Annotated in this window: 13 protein-coding genes and 3 tRNA genes; 9 read left to right on the top strand and 7 right to left on the bottom strand. The window is 57.7% G+C overall.

Translation table 11 applies throughout. The annotated features are described in order from the left end of the window. The first annotated feature begins 2 nt into the window (after window positions 1-2). Window positions 3-1,655, top strand: a complete 1,653-nt coding sequence (locus BN1135_RS03720) for an ATP-dependent nuclease (protein WP_042018951.1) — start codon at window positions 3-5, stop codon at window positions 1,653-1,655. 393 nt (window positions 1,656-2,048) lie between these two features. Here the strand turns inward: BN1135_RS03720 and cysS are convergent, their stop codons facing one another. Continuing rightward, on the bottom strand, window positions 2,049-3,425 hold the full coding sequence (gene cysS / locus BN1135_RS03715; RefSeq protein WP_042018949.1) for a cysteine--tRNA ligase: 1,377 nt from the start codon (window positions 3,423-3,425) through the stop codon (window positions 2,049-2,051). 271 nt (window positions 3,426-3,696) lie between these two features. Between cysS and BN1135_RS03710 the strand changes: the two genes are divergently transcribed. The 5 genes from BN1135_RS03710 to BN1135_RS03695 all read left to right on the top strand — a co-directional run bounded on the left by BN1135_RS03710 (window position 3,697) and on the right by BN1135_RS03695 (window position 6,743). Beyond that, window positions 3,697-4,194 (top strand): peptidylprolyl isomerase, encoded by a 498-nt coding sequence (locus BN1135_RS03710; protein WP_042018948.1) that lies wholly within the window; start codon window positions 3,697-3,699, stop codon window positions 4,192-4,194. Beyond that, window positions 4,184-5,035: a DUF4269 domain-containing protein gene (locus BN1135_RS03705; protein ID WP_082186714.1), complete on the top strand. Its 852-nt coding sequence runs from the start codon at window positions 4,184-4,186 to the stop codon at window positions 5,033-5,035. The genes BN1135_RS03710 and BN1135_RS03705 overlap by 11 nt, the downstream gene beginning before the upstream one ends. Beyond that, window positions 5,032-5,763 (top strand): UDP-2,3-diacylglucosamine diphosphatase, encoded by a 732-nt coding sequence (gene lpxH, locus BN1135_RS03700; protein WP_042018947.1) that lies wholly within the window; start codon window positions 5,032-5,034, stop codon window positions 5,761-5,763. Before BN1135_RS03705 ends, lpxH begins: the two co-directional genes overlap by 4 nt. Window positions 5,764-6,061: 298 nt before the next feature. Further along, the gene (locus tag BN1135_RS21315) at window positions 6,062-6,238 is read left to right on the top strand and encodes a DUF3606 domain-containing protein (protein ID WP_082186713.1); all 177 of its coding nucleotides are present in this window, start codon (window positions 6,062-6,064) and stop codon (window positions 6,236-6,238) included. Between the two features lie 256 nt (window positions 6,239-6,494). Continuing rightward, a complete protein-coding gene (locus BN1135_RS03695; protein ID WP_042018945.1) occupies window positions 6,495-6,743 on the top strand; it encodes a GlsB/YeaQ/YmgE family stress response membrane protein in 249 nt (82 codons plus the stop codon). A gap of 66 nt (window positions 6,744-6,809) precedes the next feature. Here BN1135_RS03695 and BN1135_RS03690 read toward each other — a convergent pair whose 3' ends face one another. Further along, window positions 6,810-8,165: a sensor histidine kinase gene (locus tag BN1135_RS03690; protein WP_082186712.1), complete on the bottom strand. Its 1,356-nt coding sequence runs from the start codon at window positions 8,163-8,165 to the stop codon at window positions 6,810-6,812. A 43-nt stretch (window positions 8,166-8,208) separates the two neighbouring features. Continuing rightward, window positions 8,209-8,883, bottom strand: coding sequence for a transcriptional regulator TctD (gene tctD, locus BN1135_RS03685; RefSeq protein WP_042018942.1), 675 nt, complete (start codon window positions 8,881-8,883; stop codon window positions 8,209-8,211). A gap of 222 nt (window positions 8,884-9,105) precedes the next feature. Here tctD and BN1135_RS03680 point away from each other — a divergent pair, with 222 nt between their 5' ends. Genes BN1135_RS03680 through BN1135_RS03670 form a run of 3 tightly spaced genes read left to right on the top strand, consistent with a single transcriptional unit; the run spans window position 9,106 to window position 12,077 of the window. Next, window positions 9,106-10,092 (top strand): Bug family tripartite tricarboxylate transporter substrate binding protein, encoded by a 987-nt coding sequence (locus tag BN1135_RS03680; RefSeq protein ID WP_042018940.1) that lies wholly within the window; start codon window positions 9,106-9,108, stop codon window positions 10,090-10,092. 11 nt (window positions 10,093-10,103) lie between these two features. Next, window positions 10,104-10,535, top strand: coding sequence for a tripartite tricarboxylate transporter TctB family protein (locus BN1135_RS03675; protein ID WP_042018939.1), 432 nt, complete (start codon window positions 10,104-10,106; stop codon window positions 10,533-10,535). A gap of 9 nt (window positions 10,536-10,544) precedes the next feature. Next, entirely contained in the window at window positions 10,545-12,077 is a 1,533-nt protein-coding gene (locus BN1135_RS03670; protein WP_042018938.1) for a tripartite tricarboxylate transporter permease, read from the top strand. A gap of 418 nt (window positions 12,078-12,495) precedes the next feature. Here BN1135_RS03670 and BN1135_RS03665 read toward each other — a convergent pair. The 4 genes from BN1135_RS03665 to pgsA form a co-directional block, all read right to left on the bottom strand. Beyond that, window positions 12,496-12,582: transfer RNA gene (locus BN1135_RS03665), tRNA-Leu, on the bottom strand. Window positions 12,583-12,623: 41 nt separating this feature from the next. After that, window positions 12,624-12,697: transfer RNA gene (locus tag BN1135_RS03660), tRNA-Cys, on the bottom strand. Window positions 12,698-12,732: 35 nt separating this feature from the next. Beyond that, window positions 12,733-12,808: transfer RNA gene (locus BN1135_RS03655), tRNA-Gly, on the bottom strand. A gap of 181 nt (window positions 12,809-12,989) precedes the next feature. Beyond that, on the bottom strand, window positions 12,990-13,544 hold the full coding sequence (gene pgsA / locus BN1135_RS03650) for a CDP-diacylglycerol--glycerol-3-phosphate 3-phosphatidyltransferase (protein ID WP_042018936.1): 555 nt from the start codon (window positions 13,542-13,544) through the stop codon (window positions 12,990-12,992). Window positions 13,545-13,674: the final 130 nt, after the last annotated feature.

Raw genomic sequence — 13,674 nt, 5'->3', positions numbered from 1 at the left:
CAATGAATGACTTCTTTGAAATTAGGAGCCAGTTATCAAGCCAGAAAGGAATATCGATTGACTCTCATTATCTAATAGTAGCTGGAGAATCAGAGATACAGTCAAACGTACCACGACTATACTTTGCTAGCTTTCATGGTGAGGAAAGTTTTCTTTCATATATGTTGGATGAAGAAAAAGTTAATGGTGATCCTCAGGATAAACGTGAAACGACAAGCAACAGAAAAGAAAGACTATCCAAGTTACTTTCTAACTCTGATTGGAAAAAATTCCATGCTGAACTAAAAGGCCTTTACTCCTTTATATATTTCCCTGTAGAAATAGAGGTTGAAAGTTTTACAAAAATCGAAACCACAGAAATGCAGAAAGTTTTTGACAAGCAGTTAAAGACTGAAATAGAAAAATCATTAAACACAGTTAATTTCAACAATCAAGGTGGAATTAACAAGACGTTAGGTAATTTTGTATCTGAAATTGAAGTAATACTAGAGAAAGAATACTGTTATCATACAGGGCAAGATAGAAATAATTCAGTAACCAAAGCGGATCTAGTAAATAAAATTTTAGAAGTCTACTTTCAGAAAAGAGTACTGCATAGAAGAAATGGAGACTCATTAACAAAAGTTAATGAACTAAGTGCTGGTGAAAAAAGACAAGCACTGATCAATTTAGTTTATGCTTTTCTCAAAAGAAATTCTGAAAGAGATAAAATGGTAATAATAGGTATAGATGAACCCGAAAACTCACTGCATACATCATTATGCTATGAGCAGTTCGAAAAATTAAAAGAAATATCTTCCAGCAATCAAATTTTAGTGACGACTCATTGGTACGGTTTTCTACCAATTATAAGTAAAGGACATAGTCATTTTCTTACTCAGGTAGAAAGAAAGATTGTTTTTGAAAGTTTTGACTTATATGACTACAGGTCTCAATTAAAAAAAGAAATTGAAGCTTCTAAAAATGCGCTTCCCAAACATTGCACGCTTAAAAGTACATATGATTTAGTTCAATCCATATTTTACTCATTGAAAATGTCGTCACCATACAACTGGATTGTCTGTGAAGGTGTGAGTGAAAAGATTTACTTTGAATATTTTTTCAAAGAGGAAATTGAAAATAAAAACCTCCGAATATTACCAATGGGTGGGCAGTCAAAAGTAATTCGCCTGTATAAATACTTAGAAACCCCAATGGGAGAGGAAAGTACAAATGGAAAAGTTTATTGTTTAATTGATACAGACCATACTAGATGTGAAGAAATAAATGTCGGCATTAAGAGTTTGCAAATTCGACGCCTAAGCAACAAGGGGGAAGCAGATAAAACTCATTTGTTAACCTTAACAAATTCAGATACGCATAAGACGGATATAGAGCAAGCTCTTAATCCTACTATTTTTACGATTACTTTAAAGACAATACAGAGTTCAGAGCATTTAAAAGATATAACAGCATCTAACATCAATGGCAACACAGACTTTATAAAGAACTTTAGAAATCTTCAACTTGAAGATTTTTTCAATGAAAATGATGGGGAAAATAAAATTCTCTTTGCAGAAAAATATATTGAAGCATCTGCAAACTATGAAGAGGATTACGATGATGTTGATGTTACTCCTGGATGGGTTAAAGAAATAAAAAAATTCTTCCAATAAAAAACCGCAGCCTTGAGCTGCGGTTTTTATTTCTATTCCCCAAACACGCTTTGATCAAACCCAAACGCTATTTCCCCAACCCCTTGCACTGCTCGCCCCCTGCGGCGGAATAGGCGGTGAGCGTCTCATAGAGGGCGGCGCGCAGGCTGCCAGGATGGCGCACGACAAGCGCTCCGAGCCCAGCAGGTTATTCCAGGCGTTGGACGGCATTCAGCCGGAGAATGACGTTAGCACCCCTCACCCTGGCCCTCTCCCGCAAGGGGAGAGGGGATCAGAGCGCAGACCACCGAGGCTTAAGAGGTGTCGAAGGAAAAGGCACAAACAAAAACCGCAGCCCAAGGGCTGCGGTTTTTTTATTGGGTCAACCTGTTGGCAGCAACAGGACAACCGGCCTTAGGCGCGGCGCCAGCTGGTTTTGCCGGCGCTGTCTTCCAGCACGATACCCATCTCGGTGAGACGGTTGCGGGCGGCGTCGGCGGCGGCCCAGTTCTTGTCGGCACGGGCCTGATTGCGCTGGGCGATCAGTTGCTCGATCTCGGCCACTTCGTCGTCCGCTTCGTCACCCTTGAGGAAGGCGTCCGGATCCTGTTGCAGGATGCCGAGCACGGCGCCCAGTTCGCGCAGACGGGCACCGAGGCCAGCGGCAACGGCCATGTCTTCCGCTTTCTGGCGGTTGATCTCGCGCACCAGATCGAACAGGGCGGAGTAGGCTTCCGGAGTGTTGAAGTCGTCGTCCATCGCCTCTTTAAAGCGAGCCACCTGCTCGTCACCACCGGCAGCAGCGGCCAGCGGCAGGTCGCGCAGGGCAGTGTACATCCGCTCCAGCGCGGCGCGGGCTTGCTTGAGGTTATCTTCCGAGTAGTTGAGCTGGCTGCGGTAGTGGCCAGACATCAGGAAGTAACGGACGGTTTCGGCGTCATAGTGGGCCAGCACGTCACGGATGGTGAAGAAGTTGCCAAGGGATTTGGACATCTTCTCTTTATCCACCATCACCATGCCGCTGTGCATCCAGGTGTTGACGTAGTCGCCACCGTGGGCGCAGCAGGACTGGGCGATCTCGTTCTCGTGGTGCGGGAACTGCAGATCGGAGCCGCCGCCGTGGATGTCGAAGTGGTTGCCAAGGTGCTTGGAGTTCATGGCGGAGCACTCGATGTGCCAGCCAGGACGGCCCGGGCCCCAGGGGCTTTCCCAGGTCGGCTCGCCGGGCTTGGACATCTTCCACAGCACGAAGTCCAGCGGGTTGCGCTTGGCATCCACCACGTCAACGCGGGCACCGGCTTGCAGCTGCTCCAGATCCTGCCCGGAGAGCTTGCCGTAGTCGGCGTAGGATTCGACGATAAACATCACGTCGCCGTTATCGGCCACGTAGGCGTGATCCTTGGCGAGCAGGCTCTCCACCAGTTCGATGATCTCTTCGATGTGCTGGGTGGCGCGCGGTTCGATATCCGGGCGCACCATGCCGAGGGCGTCGAAGTCGGCGTGCATGTCGCCGATCAAACGCTCGGTCAGGTCGTCACAGGTGACGCGGGTTTCAGCTGCGCGCTTGATGATCTTGTCATCCACGTCGGTGATGTTGCGCACGTAGTTGAGCTGGTAGCCGCTATAACGCAGGTAACGCGCGACCACATCAAAGGAGACGAAGGTGCGGCCATGGCCGATATGACAGTGATCGTAGATGGTGACGCCACACACATACATGCCCACCTTGCCCGGGTGGATAGGTTTGAATTGTTCTTTTTGACGAGTGAGTGTGTTGTATATCTTCAGCATCTTCTAGCCACTGCCTGTGAGTAAAATGGTTGGTCATAATACCCCGTTCAATGGCAGAAAACGAGCCAGATCCCGCCTGCTATCACTGTGCTGGCGCCAAACATGCTCTTTACAGGGCTCCTCGCCGGGGTATCTGCATGGCGATGGGAAGGAGTAAGTGAAGGACTGTGAAGGGCTATGCCCGCCGCCGCTGATGGGCTAGAATTGCCACCACTTTATGCCATACCCCCTGCTCGCGCATTTTTTGCGCAAAAGAATCAAAGGACAACTCATGGTTACTCTGCACACCAATCACGGCGACATCACTCTGACCCTGAATGCTGAAAAAGCCCCGGAAACCGTGGCCAACTTCCTGCAATACTGCCGTGACGGTCACTACGACAACACCATCTTCCACCGCGTCATCGACGGCTTCATGATCCAGGGCGGCGGCTATGCTCCTGGCTTTGATGAGAAAGATACCCGCCCATCGATCAAGAACGAAGCGGCCAATGGCCTCTCCAACAAGGTTGGCACCATCGCCATGGCCCGCACCAGCGAGCCGCACTCTGCCAGCGCCCAGTTCTTCATCAACGTGAACAACAACGACTTCCTCGATTTCAAATCTGCCACCACTCAGGGCTTCGGCTACTGCGTATTCGGTGAAGTGACCGCTGGTATGGACGTGGTCAACAAGATCAAGGGCGTCAAGACCGGCAACTACGGCCGTATGCATCAAGACGTCCCGAGTGAAGATGTAGTGATCACCAAGGTGACCCTTGCTGACTGATCTTTGCCAACTCGGCACGGATGAAACTGCGGCCCCGGCCGCAGTTTTTCCATCTGCGTCCCCAACTGCCAGCCCGAACTGGCGCCGCCTCGACTATCTGGCCCACGGCAACCCGCGCCAACGGGCAGCCCATGCCCTGCTGACAGCGGGTTTGTGGGATGAGCTTGCGGCGCACTGCACCGATATGGCGCTGGTGAGCACCCTGGCCATCGGGCTGGATCGGCCGGGCAGCGATCTCGATATTCTCTGCCAGCATCCTGATCCGGCAGCCTTTGCGGCAAGCCTTGCCGCGCTTCCGAACTCCCTGCATCTAAACGCCGCACTCCTGAATAAGGAGCGCTGGCAAGCGAGCGCCAAGGGCGACAATGTCTGGCTGCTGGAGCGCACCTTTCCCGGTTGCGACAAGCGCGCTACTGGCAAGAACAGCGCCAGCTGGCCGGTGGAGCTGTACGTCACCCCCGCCCCCATCGAGACGCTGAACGGCTGGCGCCACCTCACCCTGATGGCTGCCCTGCTGCAACGCTTTGGCGAGCCTTTCTATCAGGAGGTGCGGCGCCTTCGTCTTGATGACGGATTAAAAGGGGAAGCGGCGATGTGCACCTTGCTCGGTCTTGCTGGCGACCCCTATCAGGCGTTGCTGACCCTTGAAGGAAAAGACCTGGCGACCGTGATCTGGCAAACTACCCCCGTGTGTTCACTGCCCGTGGCCCGGCAGGCTAGCGCGCCTGTGAGCCCACCGGTGGCTCAACTCGACCCGGCGGCCCGCCCACGCACCGCACCCTACTTCGCCACCGGTTGCCCTCAACCGACCACTACAGAGAACCCTAATCCCCTATCATGAGCACTCTTTTTATCAGTGACATTCATCTGTGTGCCCAGCGGCCCGATATGACCGCCGCACTGGTGCGCTTTCTTGAGCACGACGCCGTTGGCGCCGATGCCCTCTATGTGCTGGGGGATCTGTTCGAATTCTGGATTGGCGATGATGATCCCAATGCGCTGCATCACCAGGTAGCGGCAGCCTTGTTGGCACTGAGCCAGCAGAATGTGCCCATCTATTTTATCCACGGTAATCGCGACTTTATGCTGGGCCAGCAGTTTGCCAAGCAGGCGGGCATGACACTGCTGGGGGACCCTTGCATCATCGACCTCTATGGCGAACGGGTACTGCTCAGTCACGGCGATCTGCTCTGCACCCGGGATGAGGGATATCAAAAGTATCGCCGTATCACTCAGCTCAAGTGGCTGCGCTGGCTGTTCTTGCGGTTGCCACTGACCCGCCGTCAGGCCATCGCCCACAAGATCCGTGGCCAAAGCCGGATGGAGAAAACCGTCAAACGCCAGACCATCATGGATGTCACCCCGGCCGCCGTCGACGAGATGCTGCGCGCCCACCACTGCCGGGTGATGATCCACGGCCATACCCACAGACCCGCCATCCACGACTTCACCCTCGACGGTCAACCTGCCCGCCGCATCGTGCTGGGGGACTGGTTTGAACAAGGCTCGGTACTGGTCTGCCACCCCGGTGAGCAGCACCTCGAAGTGCGGGCGCTGCCAGAGGGCTGATACCGCCTCTGCCCCGCCTTGCCCGATCACACGGGCGAGCAACTCACGGCTGCGCCCTGCCGTTCACACCTCGCGGTTCACAAGGTAGTGTTCACAACCCACGGTTCGCGCCATATCAGGCGCGAACCCTGGCTGCAATTAGCCGTAGCCGCTCACATAACCGCAAGTAGCGGCCCCTTATCCGCAGCCGGGCAAGGGTTGTGTGACCCCCGTCACCCTGCGCCTTGCCGATATAGAGGATGATGCGCCCAGGCAGAAACTTCTTTCTCGCCAACTATTTCAATAAGTTGAGGTTTGCATGCCTGACACTAACGCCATCGCTCATCCCCTTGATGCCAAGAAGCTCAACATCAACGACCCCTATGAGATGAAGCTGTGGATCAAGACCTTCGAGTGCACCGAGGTCCAGTTGAAACGGGCAGTGAAAGCGGTCGGCACCACTGGCAAGGCCATCAGAAAACACCTCAAGAAGTAACAGCATCACCCCGCCACTGACCAGGCCCCGCTCGCGGGGCTTTTGTTTTTTGGCTTTGCGCTGGCCTGCCACCGACTCCAGTTTGGCCGCACACATGCCGCCTTTAAACCACTCACAACCGGCAGCAGAGCCCGGATAAGCAAGGCTCGCGGTGGCCGCCGTCCGACAGCTTGTGACCAGCCAGCGCCGTCCAGCCCTTCGCATCCGGGCATCCCTGCCTATAATGCGGGCTCAAACACAAAGAGAGGATTAATCCATGGGCTTTATCAGCTGGATCGTATTGGGACTGTTAGTGGGTATTCTGGCGAAGTGGATCATGCCGGGTCGCGACGGTGGTGGCTTCTTTATGACTGCCCTGCTGGGGATTGTCGGTGCCATGGTTGGCGGCTATGTGGGTACATTGCTGGGGCTGGGCTCGGTGACCGGCTTCAATATCCCGAGCATCGCGCTGGCTACCGTGGGTGCCCTTATCGTCCTGTTTGTCTTCAACAAGATCTGCAGTTGACCCCCAACGCCAGCTATGTGTAGATAAACAGGGCACCGCGAGGTGCCCTCGGTTTTTTCATCACCCTCACGATTTTACCTGCGGCAAGATCAGCCTGACCAGCAAGCCCCCCAGCTGGGTGGCTGGCAGCAGCACCACCTCGCCGTGGTGGTAATTCGCGATGTCGCGCACCAGCGCCAGACCAAGCCCGGCCCCCGGCTGTTCGCTACCCTGCTCGAGGCGCTGGAACGGCTGCCAGACCCGCTCCGCCAGTTCGGGGGCGATGCCGGGGCCGCTATCCTCCACTTCCAGCCAGATCTGCTTGTGACCGCGCACCACCCGCGCCGTCACAGTGCCGTGGGGCGGGGTATATTTGATGGCGTTGTCGAGCAGGTTGGCGCACAGCTCCCCCAGCAGCAGCGGCTCCCCTGCCACCATGACTACCGATTCCTCCCCCTCGTAACCGAGATCGATCCCCTTGCTGCGGGCCTGCGCCAGCCGTGACAGACAGGCCTGCTGCACCAGCGCCACCAGCGGGGTCAGCTCACGCTGACGCAGCCCCGAGCACTCGTCCGATTTGAGTCGCGCCAGCAGCAGGAGCCGCTCGGTCAGGGCAATGGTGTGATCGAGCCGCACTGCCATGGCATCAAGGCTCTCGCTCATCAGCGCCGGATCGCCGCTGCTGCGGGCCACCTCAACTTGGGTTTTCAGGATGGTGAGCGGAGTGCGCAGCTGATGGGCGGCATCGGCACTGAAGCGCTCCTGCCGGGCCACCAGTTGACGCAATCGGGCCAGCTGGCGATTGAACGCCTGCACCAGCGGTCGGGTCTCCTGCCACGGAAGCAGGTCGGGCAAGGGGGCGAGATTGGCGGCATCGCGGCGCAAGATCTCCCGCGACAGGCGGCGCATCGGGGTGAGCAGCCCCTTGAGCAACAGATAAGCGAGCAGCAGGGTGAGCACCACCAGCGCCCCCTCAGTCAGCAGGGCCGACCAGAGCAGTTGCTCCGCCAGTTGCTGGCGGCCGAGCAGGGTTTCCGCCACCGTGATGCGGGCCATGCCGTTGACGCCCCCCTCGCCCACCGGTTGCAGCAGCATCACGGCGCGGATCGGCGCCTCCTGATAAAGCCCATCGTAGAAGTAGGCGAGCGCCGGATAGCGGTCGGTCAGCGGCGTGTCGACCGGCACAGGGGGCAAATCGTCAAAGCCGGAGATGACCCTATCGTCGATGCCGCGCACCTGATAGAAGAGGCGATCACGCATGTTGCGCTCGAAGCTGTCGAGCACCACGTAGGGCACATCCACCCTGAGGCTGCCCTCGGCTGCCGTCAGCCGCTCGGCGACGGTGCGGGCCGAGGCGAGCAGGGTGCGATCATAGGCCGAGGTAGCCGCCGCCAGCGCGCCGTAGTAGCTGTACCAGGCCGAGGCGGCCCAGAGGATCAGCAAGGGGCCCCCCAGAAACAGCAGCAGTTGATGGAGCAGGGAGCGACTAATGGGAGGCCTCCGGCGCCGCTTCCAGCAAATAGCCCAGCCCGCGCAGGGTGGTGATTACCACCCCGCTGCCCACCAGCTTTTTGCGCAGCCGGTGGATATAGAGATCGATGCTGTCGAGCCCCGCCTCGTCATCGAGGTTGAACACCTGCTCGAACAGCTGCCCCTTGGCGACCGGCCGCCCGTGGCGGTACATCAGCGCCGTCAGCAACGCCTGCTCCCGCGGGGTCAAGGCCAGTCGGGCATCGGCCAGCAGAAAATAGCCGTCGGGGTGCAGGGTCAGGTGCCCCAGCCGCAGCTCGGCACCGCCGCTTTCGCTGCGCCGCAGCAAGGCCCGCAGCCGGGCATCCAGCTCCCCCAGATCGAACGGCTTGGCGAGATAGTCATCGGCCCCGGCATTGAGGCCGCAGATCAGCTCCTCCACCGCGCCGCGGGCGGTGAGCAGCAGCACCGGCAGCCCCTGCCCCCGGCTGCGCAACCGGCCGAGTACCGCCAGCCCGTCGAGCTTGGGCATCTCGATATCGAGCACCGCCAGCGCGTATTGTTCGTGACGCAGCAGGTGGTCAGCCTGAGCGCCGTCAGCCACCCAATCCACCGCGAAACCGGCGGTGGTGAGTGCCCGCGATAGCCAGTGGGCCAGTTCGTGATTGTCTTCTGCCAACAGCAAGCGCATCCCTTTCCCCTTGTTCTTAACCACAGCATTCAACCGCAGTGCTTCAACTGCATCCCTTCACCACCGACTGAGCGGGACAAGGTGCGATCAGGGTCACACTCCCGCCTCTTGGTCAGCGATTGAAAGGTGAATGAAAGGTTGTTGTTTTAACAATTGCGCATCACTTCGTCTATCGACGGAGTCACACCAAGAAAAAACAACGACAAGATGGAGCACACAACCATGAAGCAACGCACACGTCATGCCCTCGCCCTGCTGACCCTGCTCGGCACCCTGCCGCTGCAGGCGGCCGAGAGTGCCGCGACCCCGAACCGTACCGAATGCATCGCCCCGGCCAAACCGGGCGGTGGTTTCGATCTCACCTGCAAGCTGCTGCAGGTGAGCCTGCAGGAGACCGGCACCATCGACAAACCGATGCGGGTCACCTATATGCCGGGCGGGGTCGGCGCCGTTGCCTACAACGCCATCGTGGCCCAGCGTCCTGCCGAGGCGGGTACCGTGGTCGCCTTCTCCGGCGGCTCCCTGCTCAACCTCTCCCAGGGCAAATTTGGCCGTTACGGGGTGGACGATGTGCGCTGGCTGGCGGCGGTGGGCACCGATTACGGCATGATCGCGGTGCGCCACGATTCCCCCTATCAGAACCTCAAGGAGCTGGTGAGCGCCATGGAGCGCGATCCCAACAGCGTGGTGATCGGGGCGGGCGCCTCCATCGGCAGTCAGGACTGGATGAAGACGGCGCTGCTGGCCAAGCAGGCCGGGGTTGACCCCCATAAGATGCGCTACGTCGCCTTTGAAGGGGGTGGCGAGCCGGTTACTGCGCTGCTCGGCAACCATGTGCAGGCGGTCTCCGGCGATCTGAGCGAGATGGTGCCCTATATCGGCGGCGACAAGCTGCGGGTGCTGGCGGTGTTCTCTGCCGAGCGGCTACCCGGCAAGCTGGCCACCATCCCCACCGCCAAGGAGCAGGGTTATGACCTGGTGTGGCCGGTGATCCGTGGCTTCTATGTCGGCCCCAAGGTGAGCGACAGCGAATACCAGTGGTGGAAGCAGACCTTCGACCAGCTGGTGAAAACCGACACCTTCAAGGCGCAGCGAGACCTGCGCGGCCTGTTCGAGTTTGACCTCACTGGGGATGCGCTCGACAGCTACGTCAAGGAGCAGGTAGCGCAATATCGCGAGCAGGCCAAAGCCTTCGGTCTGGCCAAATAGGAGCCGCAGCCATGAGCGATCGCATCTTTGCCGCCATCTGGCTGCTGCTCTGTCTGGCAGGCGCCGCCATCGCCTGGCAGATCCAGAGCGAATACAGCTATGAGCCGCTGGGGCCGCGCCCCTTCCCGCTCAGCATCATCGGCCTGATGGCGCTGTGCGCCCTGTTGCTGCTGCGCCGCCAGCCGGACACCGTCACCTGGCCGCCGCTGCGTACCCTGCGCCACCTCGCCATTATGGTGGTGGCGCTGGCCGGGTACGGTGCCAGCTTCGAGTGGCTGGGCTTTCCCCTGGCCACCACCCTGCTCACCTTTGTGCTGGGGCGCCTGTTTGGCGCCTCTGCCAAAGCCGCCCTGCTCTCCGGCGTCGTCGGCGGGCTGGTGCTCTATCTCGCCTTCGACCGGCTGCTGGATGTCACCCTGCCCCTCGGCGTCTGGTTCTCTTAAGGAGTCAATATGGATACCTGGATGTACCTATCCCAGGGCTTTGCGGTGGCACTCACCCCGGAGAATCTGGTGATCGCCCTGATCGGCTGCTTTGTCGGCACCGTGGTCGGCCTGCTGCCGGGCCTTGGCCCCATCAACGGGGTCGCTATCCTGTTGCCGCTGGCCTTTGCCCTCAAGCTCCCCCCCGAATCGGCGCTCATTCTGCTCGCTACCGTCTATATCGGTTGCGAGTATGGCGGGCGGATCTCCTCGATCCTGCTCAACGTGCCGGGGGATGCCGCCGCCATCATGACCGCGCTGGATGGCTACCCCATGGCCCAGCAGGGCAAGGCGGGGGTGGCCCTCTCCATCTCGGCGGTCAGCTCCTTTGTCGGCTCCATGCTCGCCATCGGGGGGATCATCCTGTTCGCCCCGGCGCTGGCGCGCTGGTCCCTCGCCTTCGGCCCAGCGGAGTATTTCGCCCTGATGGTGTTCGCCATCGCCTGCCTCGGCAGCATGATGAGCCAGAATCCGCTCAAGTCCTTTATGGCGGCACTGATTGGGCTGGGGCTCGCCACCGTCGGGGTGGATGCCAACACCGGCGTCTATCGCTTCACCTTCGACAGCGTTCACCTCTCGGACGGGGTGCAGTTTATCGTGGTGGTGATCGGCCTCTTCTCGGTGAGCGAAATCCTGCTGATGCTGGAGCACACCAGTGGCGGCGGCAAGCTGGTGCGCACCACCGGGCGGATGCTGTTCAACTTCAAGGAGCTGGTCCATTGCACCGGCACCATGTTGCGCTCCTCCACCATCGGCTTCTTCGTCGGCATTCTGCCCGGCGCCGGTGCCACCATCGCCAGTGCCATCACCTATATGACCGAGAAGCGCCTGGCGGGGCCCAATGCCAAATTCGGCGAGGGGGACATTCGCGGCGTGGCCGCACCGGAGGCGGCCAACAACGCGTCGGCCTGCGGCTCCTTTATCCCCATGCTGACCCTGGGGGTGCCGGGTTCGGGCACCACGGCGGTGATGATGGGGGCGCTGACCCTCTACAACATCACCCCGGGCCCCACCATGTTCACCGAACAGCCCGATGTGGTGTGGGGACTGATCGCCGCCCTCCTGGTGGCCAACGTCATGCTGCTGGTGATGAACATCCCCATGGTGGGCATTTTCACCCGCATGCTCTCCATCCCACTCTGGTTTTTGGTGCCCGCCATCGCCAGTGTCTCGGCAGTGGGGGTCTATGCAGTGCACAGCACCACCTTCGACCTGCTGCTGATGGTGGGCCTCGGGGTCTTTGGCTACCTGCTGCGCAAGATGCACTTCCCCATGTCACCGCTCATTCTGGGCTTTGTGCTAGGTGAAATGCTGGAGCAGAACCTGCGCCGCGCCCTCTCTATCAGCAATGGTGACACCGCCATCCTGTGGAGCAGCGGCATCAGCCAGACCCTGCTAGTACTGGCCATTGCAGTGATCATCCTGCCCCCGCTGGTACGCCTGCTGCGCCGCCGCAAAGTCGATCCGCTGATCCCGGACGCCCGCCCGGAGCAGGGATCCTGACCCGATAAGACAGAGATGACGGGTCTATTGATAAACAAGGGCGAGATCTGAACGATCTCGCCCTTTCTAACAGACCGAATCCATCTGTCACTATTGGGATAAAAACGCCCAAGATATCGACGTGAATCGCCCCACTTTCCCAGACACCTCAAGAGCCTAAAACTGAGGTCATTCAGGGGGTATTATGAGCAAGCTGCAACGTGACAAGGAAGAATTCAAACTGACCGCGGTATCCCTGGTACTTGACCTGTATTTCACTGAGTCATGGGCTGGGCAAGCCTGATACTGAGCTGGCAAGTAAAAGCCGGAGGCTCTACCGGACTAAACCTGTGTGGATCAAATGTGGACTCTGAGGAAAAAGAAAAAGGCCACTATCTCTAGTGGCCTTTGTAACTCTTTGATTGCTTTACTTAATAACTGGTGCCCGAGGCCGGAATCGAACCGGCACGACGCGAACGTCGAGGGATTTTAAATCCCTTGTGTCTACCGATTTCACCACTCGGGCACCGCAATCGGTATCAAGTCCGCGTGGCGGGCTTGTCAATATGGAGGCACGTTCCGGAGTCGAACCGGACTAAACGGATTTGCAATCCGCTGCATAACCGCTTTGCTAACGCGCCATGCAAAAGAGAGTTGGCTCTCTATTGTCTGAATTTGGAGCGGGAAACGAGACTCGAACTCGCGACCCCGACCTTGGCAAGGTCGTGCTCTACCAACTGAGCTATTCCCGCATTGGTCTGGCTGACTGCCTGACTACGAGGACGCATTCTAGCGATGTTCCTCGCCCAGTCAACCAGAAATATTTAATTACCTGATCGTTCGGGCATTTTTTGCCCTTTTTGAACAGTTTTAGCGCCTTTGGCCGTTTCCTGCTTCAAATCAGCGGAAACCTCACCTTGTGGCACCGGTGACTCACAGCTTGGCGTGGTGGGTCAAATCGCCCCAGGCGGCCTTCATGTACTGGAACATCGACCAGAAAGTGAGCACGGTGGCGACATAGAGCATCACATAGGCGAGCCACACCATCCAGACATTGTATTGCCAGATAAGGCCGGTGAGCGACACCATCTGGATCATGGTCTTCCACTTGCCAATCCAGCTGACCGCCACCGAGGAGCGTTTGCCCAGCTCGGCCATCCATTCGCGCAGGGCAGAGATGATGATCTCGCGGCCAATCATGGTCATGGCGGGGATGGTGACCCAGATGGTGTTGTAGTGTTCGACGATGACCACCAGCGCGGCGGCGACCATGATCTTGTCAGCAACCGGGTCAAGGAAGGCACCAAAGGCGGTGGACTGGTTCAGCTTGCGTGCAAGGTAGCCATCAAACCAGTCGGTGGCAGCGGCCAAGATAAAGACGAGGGCGGCCGCCAGATAGGACCACTGATAAGGCAGATAAAACAGGATGACGAAGACGGGAATGAGCAAAATCCGGAAAAACGTCAACAGGTTAGGTATGTTTGTCATTATTTTCAGCCACTTCTTGTACGTCGCTACACAGTGCGCCAAAGCCGATTTGCGATGCAATCGCACTGGCGCTCGTCTCGGTCTTGTTAATCCATCAATCTTCTCAAGATGCGGGGCCATTATGGCATTT

The organism is Aeromonas sobria, from assembly GCF_000820145.1.
Classification (GTDB): Bacteria; Pseudomonadota; Gammaproteobacteria; order Enterobacterales; family Aeromonadaceae; genus Aeromonas; species Aeromonas sobria.
This window is presented reverse-complemented; position numbering and strand designations above follow the sequence as displayed.

Excerpts from the sequence above, each read along its gene's own strand:
- tctD (WP_042018942.1), bottom strand. The coding sequence starts at position 8,883 with ATGCGCTTGCTGTTGGCAGAAGACAATCACGAACTGGCCCACTGGCTA.
- BN1135_RS03670 (WP_042018938.1), top strand. The coding sequence starts at position 10,545 with ATGGATACCTGGATGTACCTATCCCAGGGCTTTGCGGTGGCACTCACC.
- BN1135_RS03675 (WP_042018939.1), top strand. The coding sequence starts at position 10,104 with ATGAGCGATCGCATCTTTGCCGCCATCTGGCTGCTGCTCTGTCTGGCA.
- BN1135_RS21315 (WP_082186713.1), top strand. The coding sequence starts at position 6,062 with ATGCCTGACACTAACGCCATCGCTCATCCCCTTGATGCCAAGAAGCTC.
- cysS (WP_042018949.1), bottom strand. The coding sequence starts at position 3,425 with ATGCTGAAGATATACAACACACTCACTCGTCAAAAAGAACAATTCAAA.
- pgsA (WP_042018936.1), bottom strand. The coding sequence starts at position 13,544 with ATGACAAACATACCTAACCTGTTGACGTTTTTCCGGATTTTGCTCATT.
- BN1135_RS03710 (WP_042018948.1), top strand. The coding sequence starts at position 3,697 with ATGGTTACTCTGCACACCAATCACGGCGACATCACTCTGACCCTGAAT.
- BN1135_RS03720 (WP_042018951.1), top strand. The coding sequence starts at position 3 with ATGAATGACTTCTTTGAAATTAGGAGCCAGTTATCAAGCCAGAAAGGA.
- BN1135_RS03680 (WP_042018940.1), top strand. The coding sequence starts at position 9,106 with ATGAAGCAACGCACACGTCATGCCCTCGCCCTGCTGACCCTGCTCGGC.
- lpxH (WP_042018947.1), top strand. The coding sequence starts at position 5,032 with ATGAGCACTCTTTTTATCAGTGACATTCATCTGTGTGCCCAGCGGCCC.
- BN1135_RS03695 (WP_042018945.1), top strand. The coding sequence starts at position 6,495 with ATGGGCTTTATCAGCTGGATCGTATTGGGACTGTTAGTGGGTATTCTG.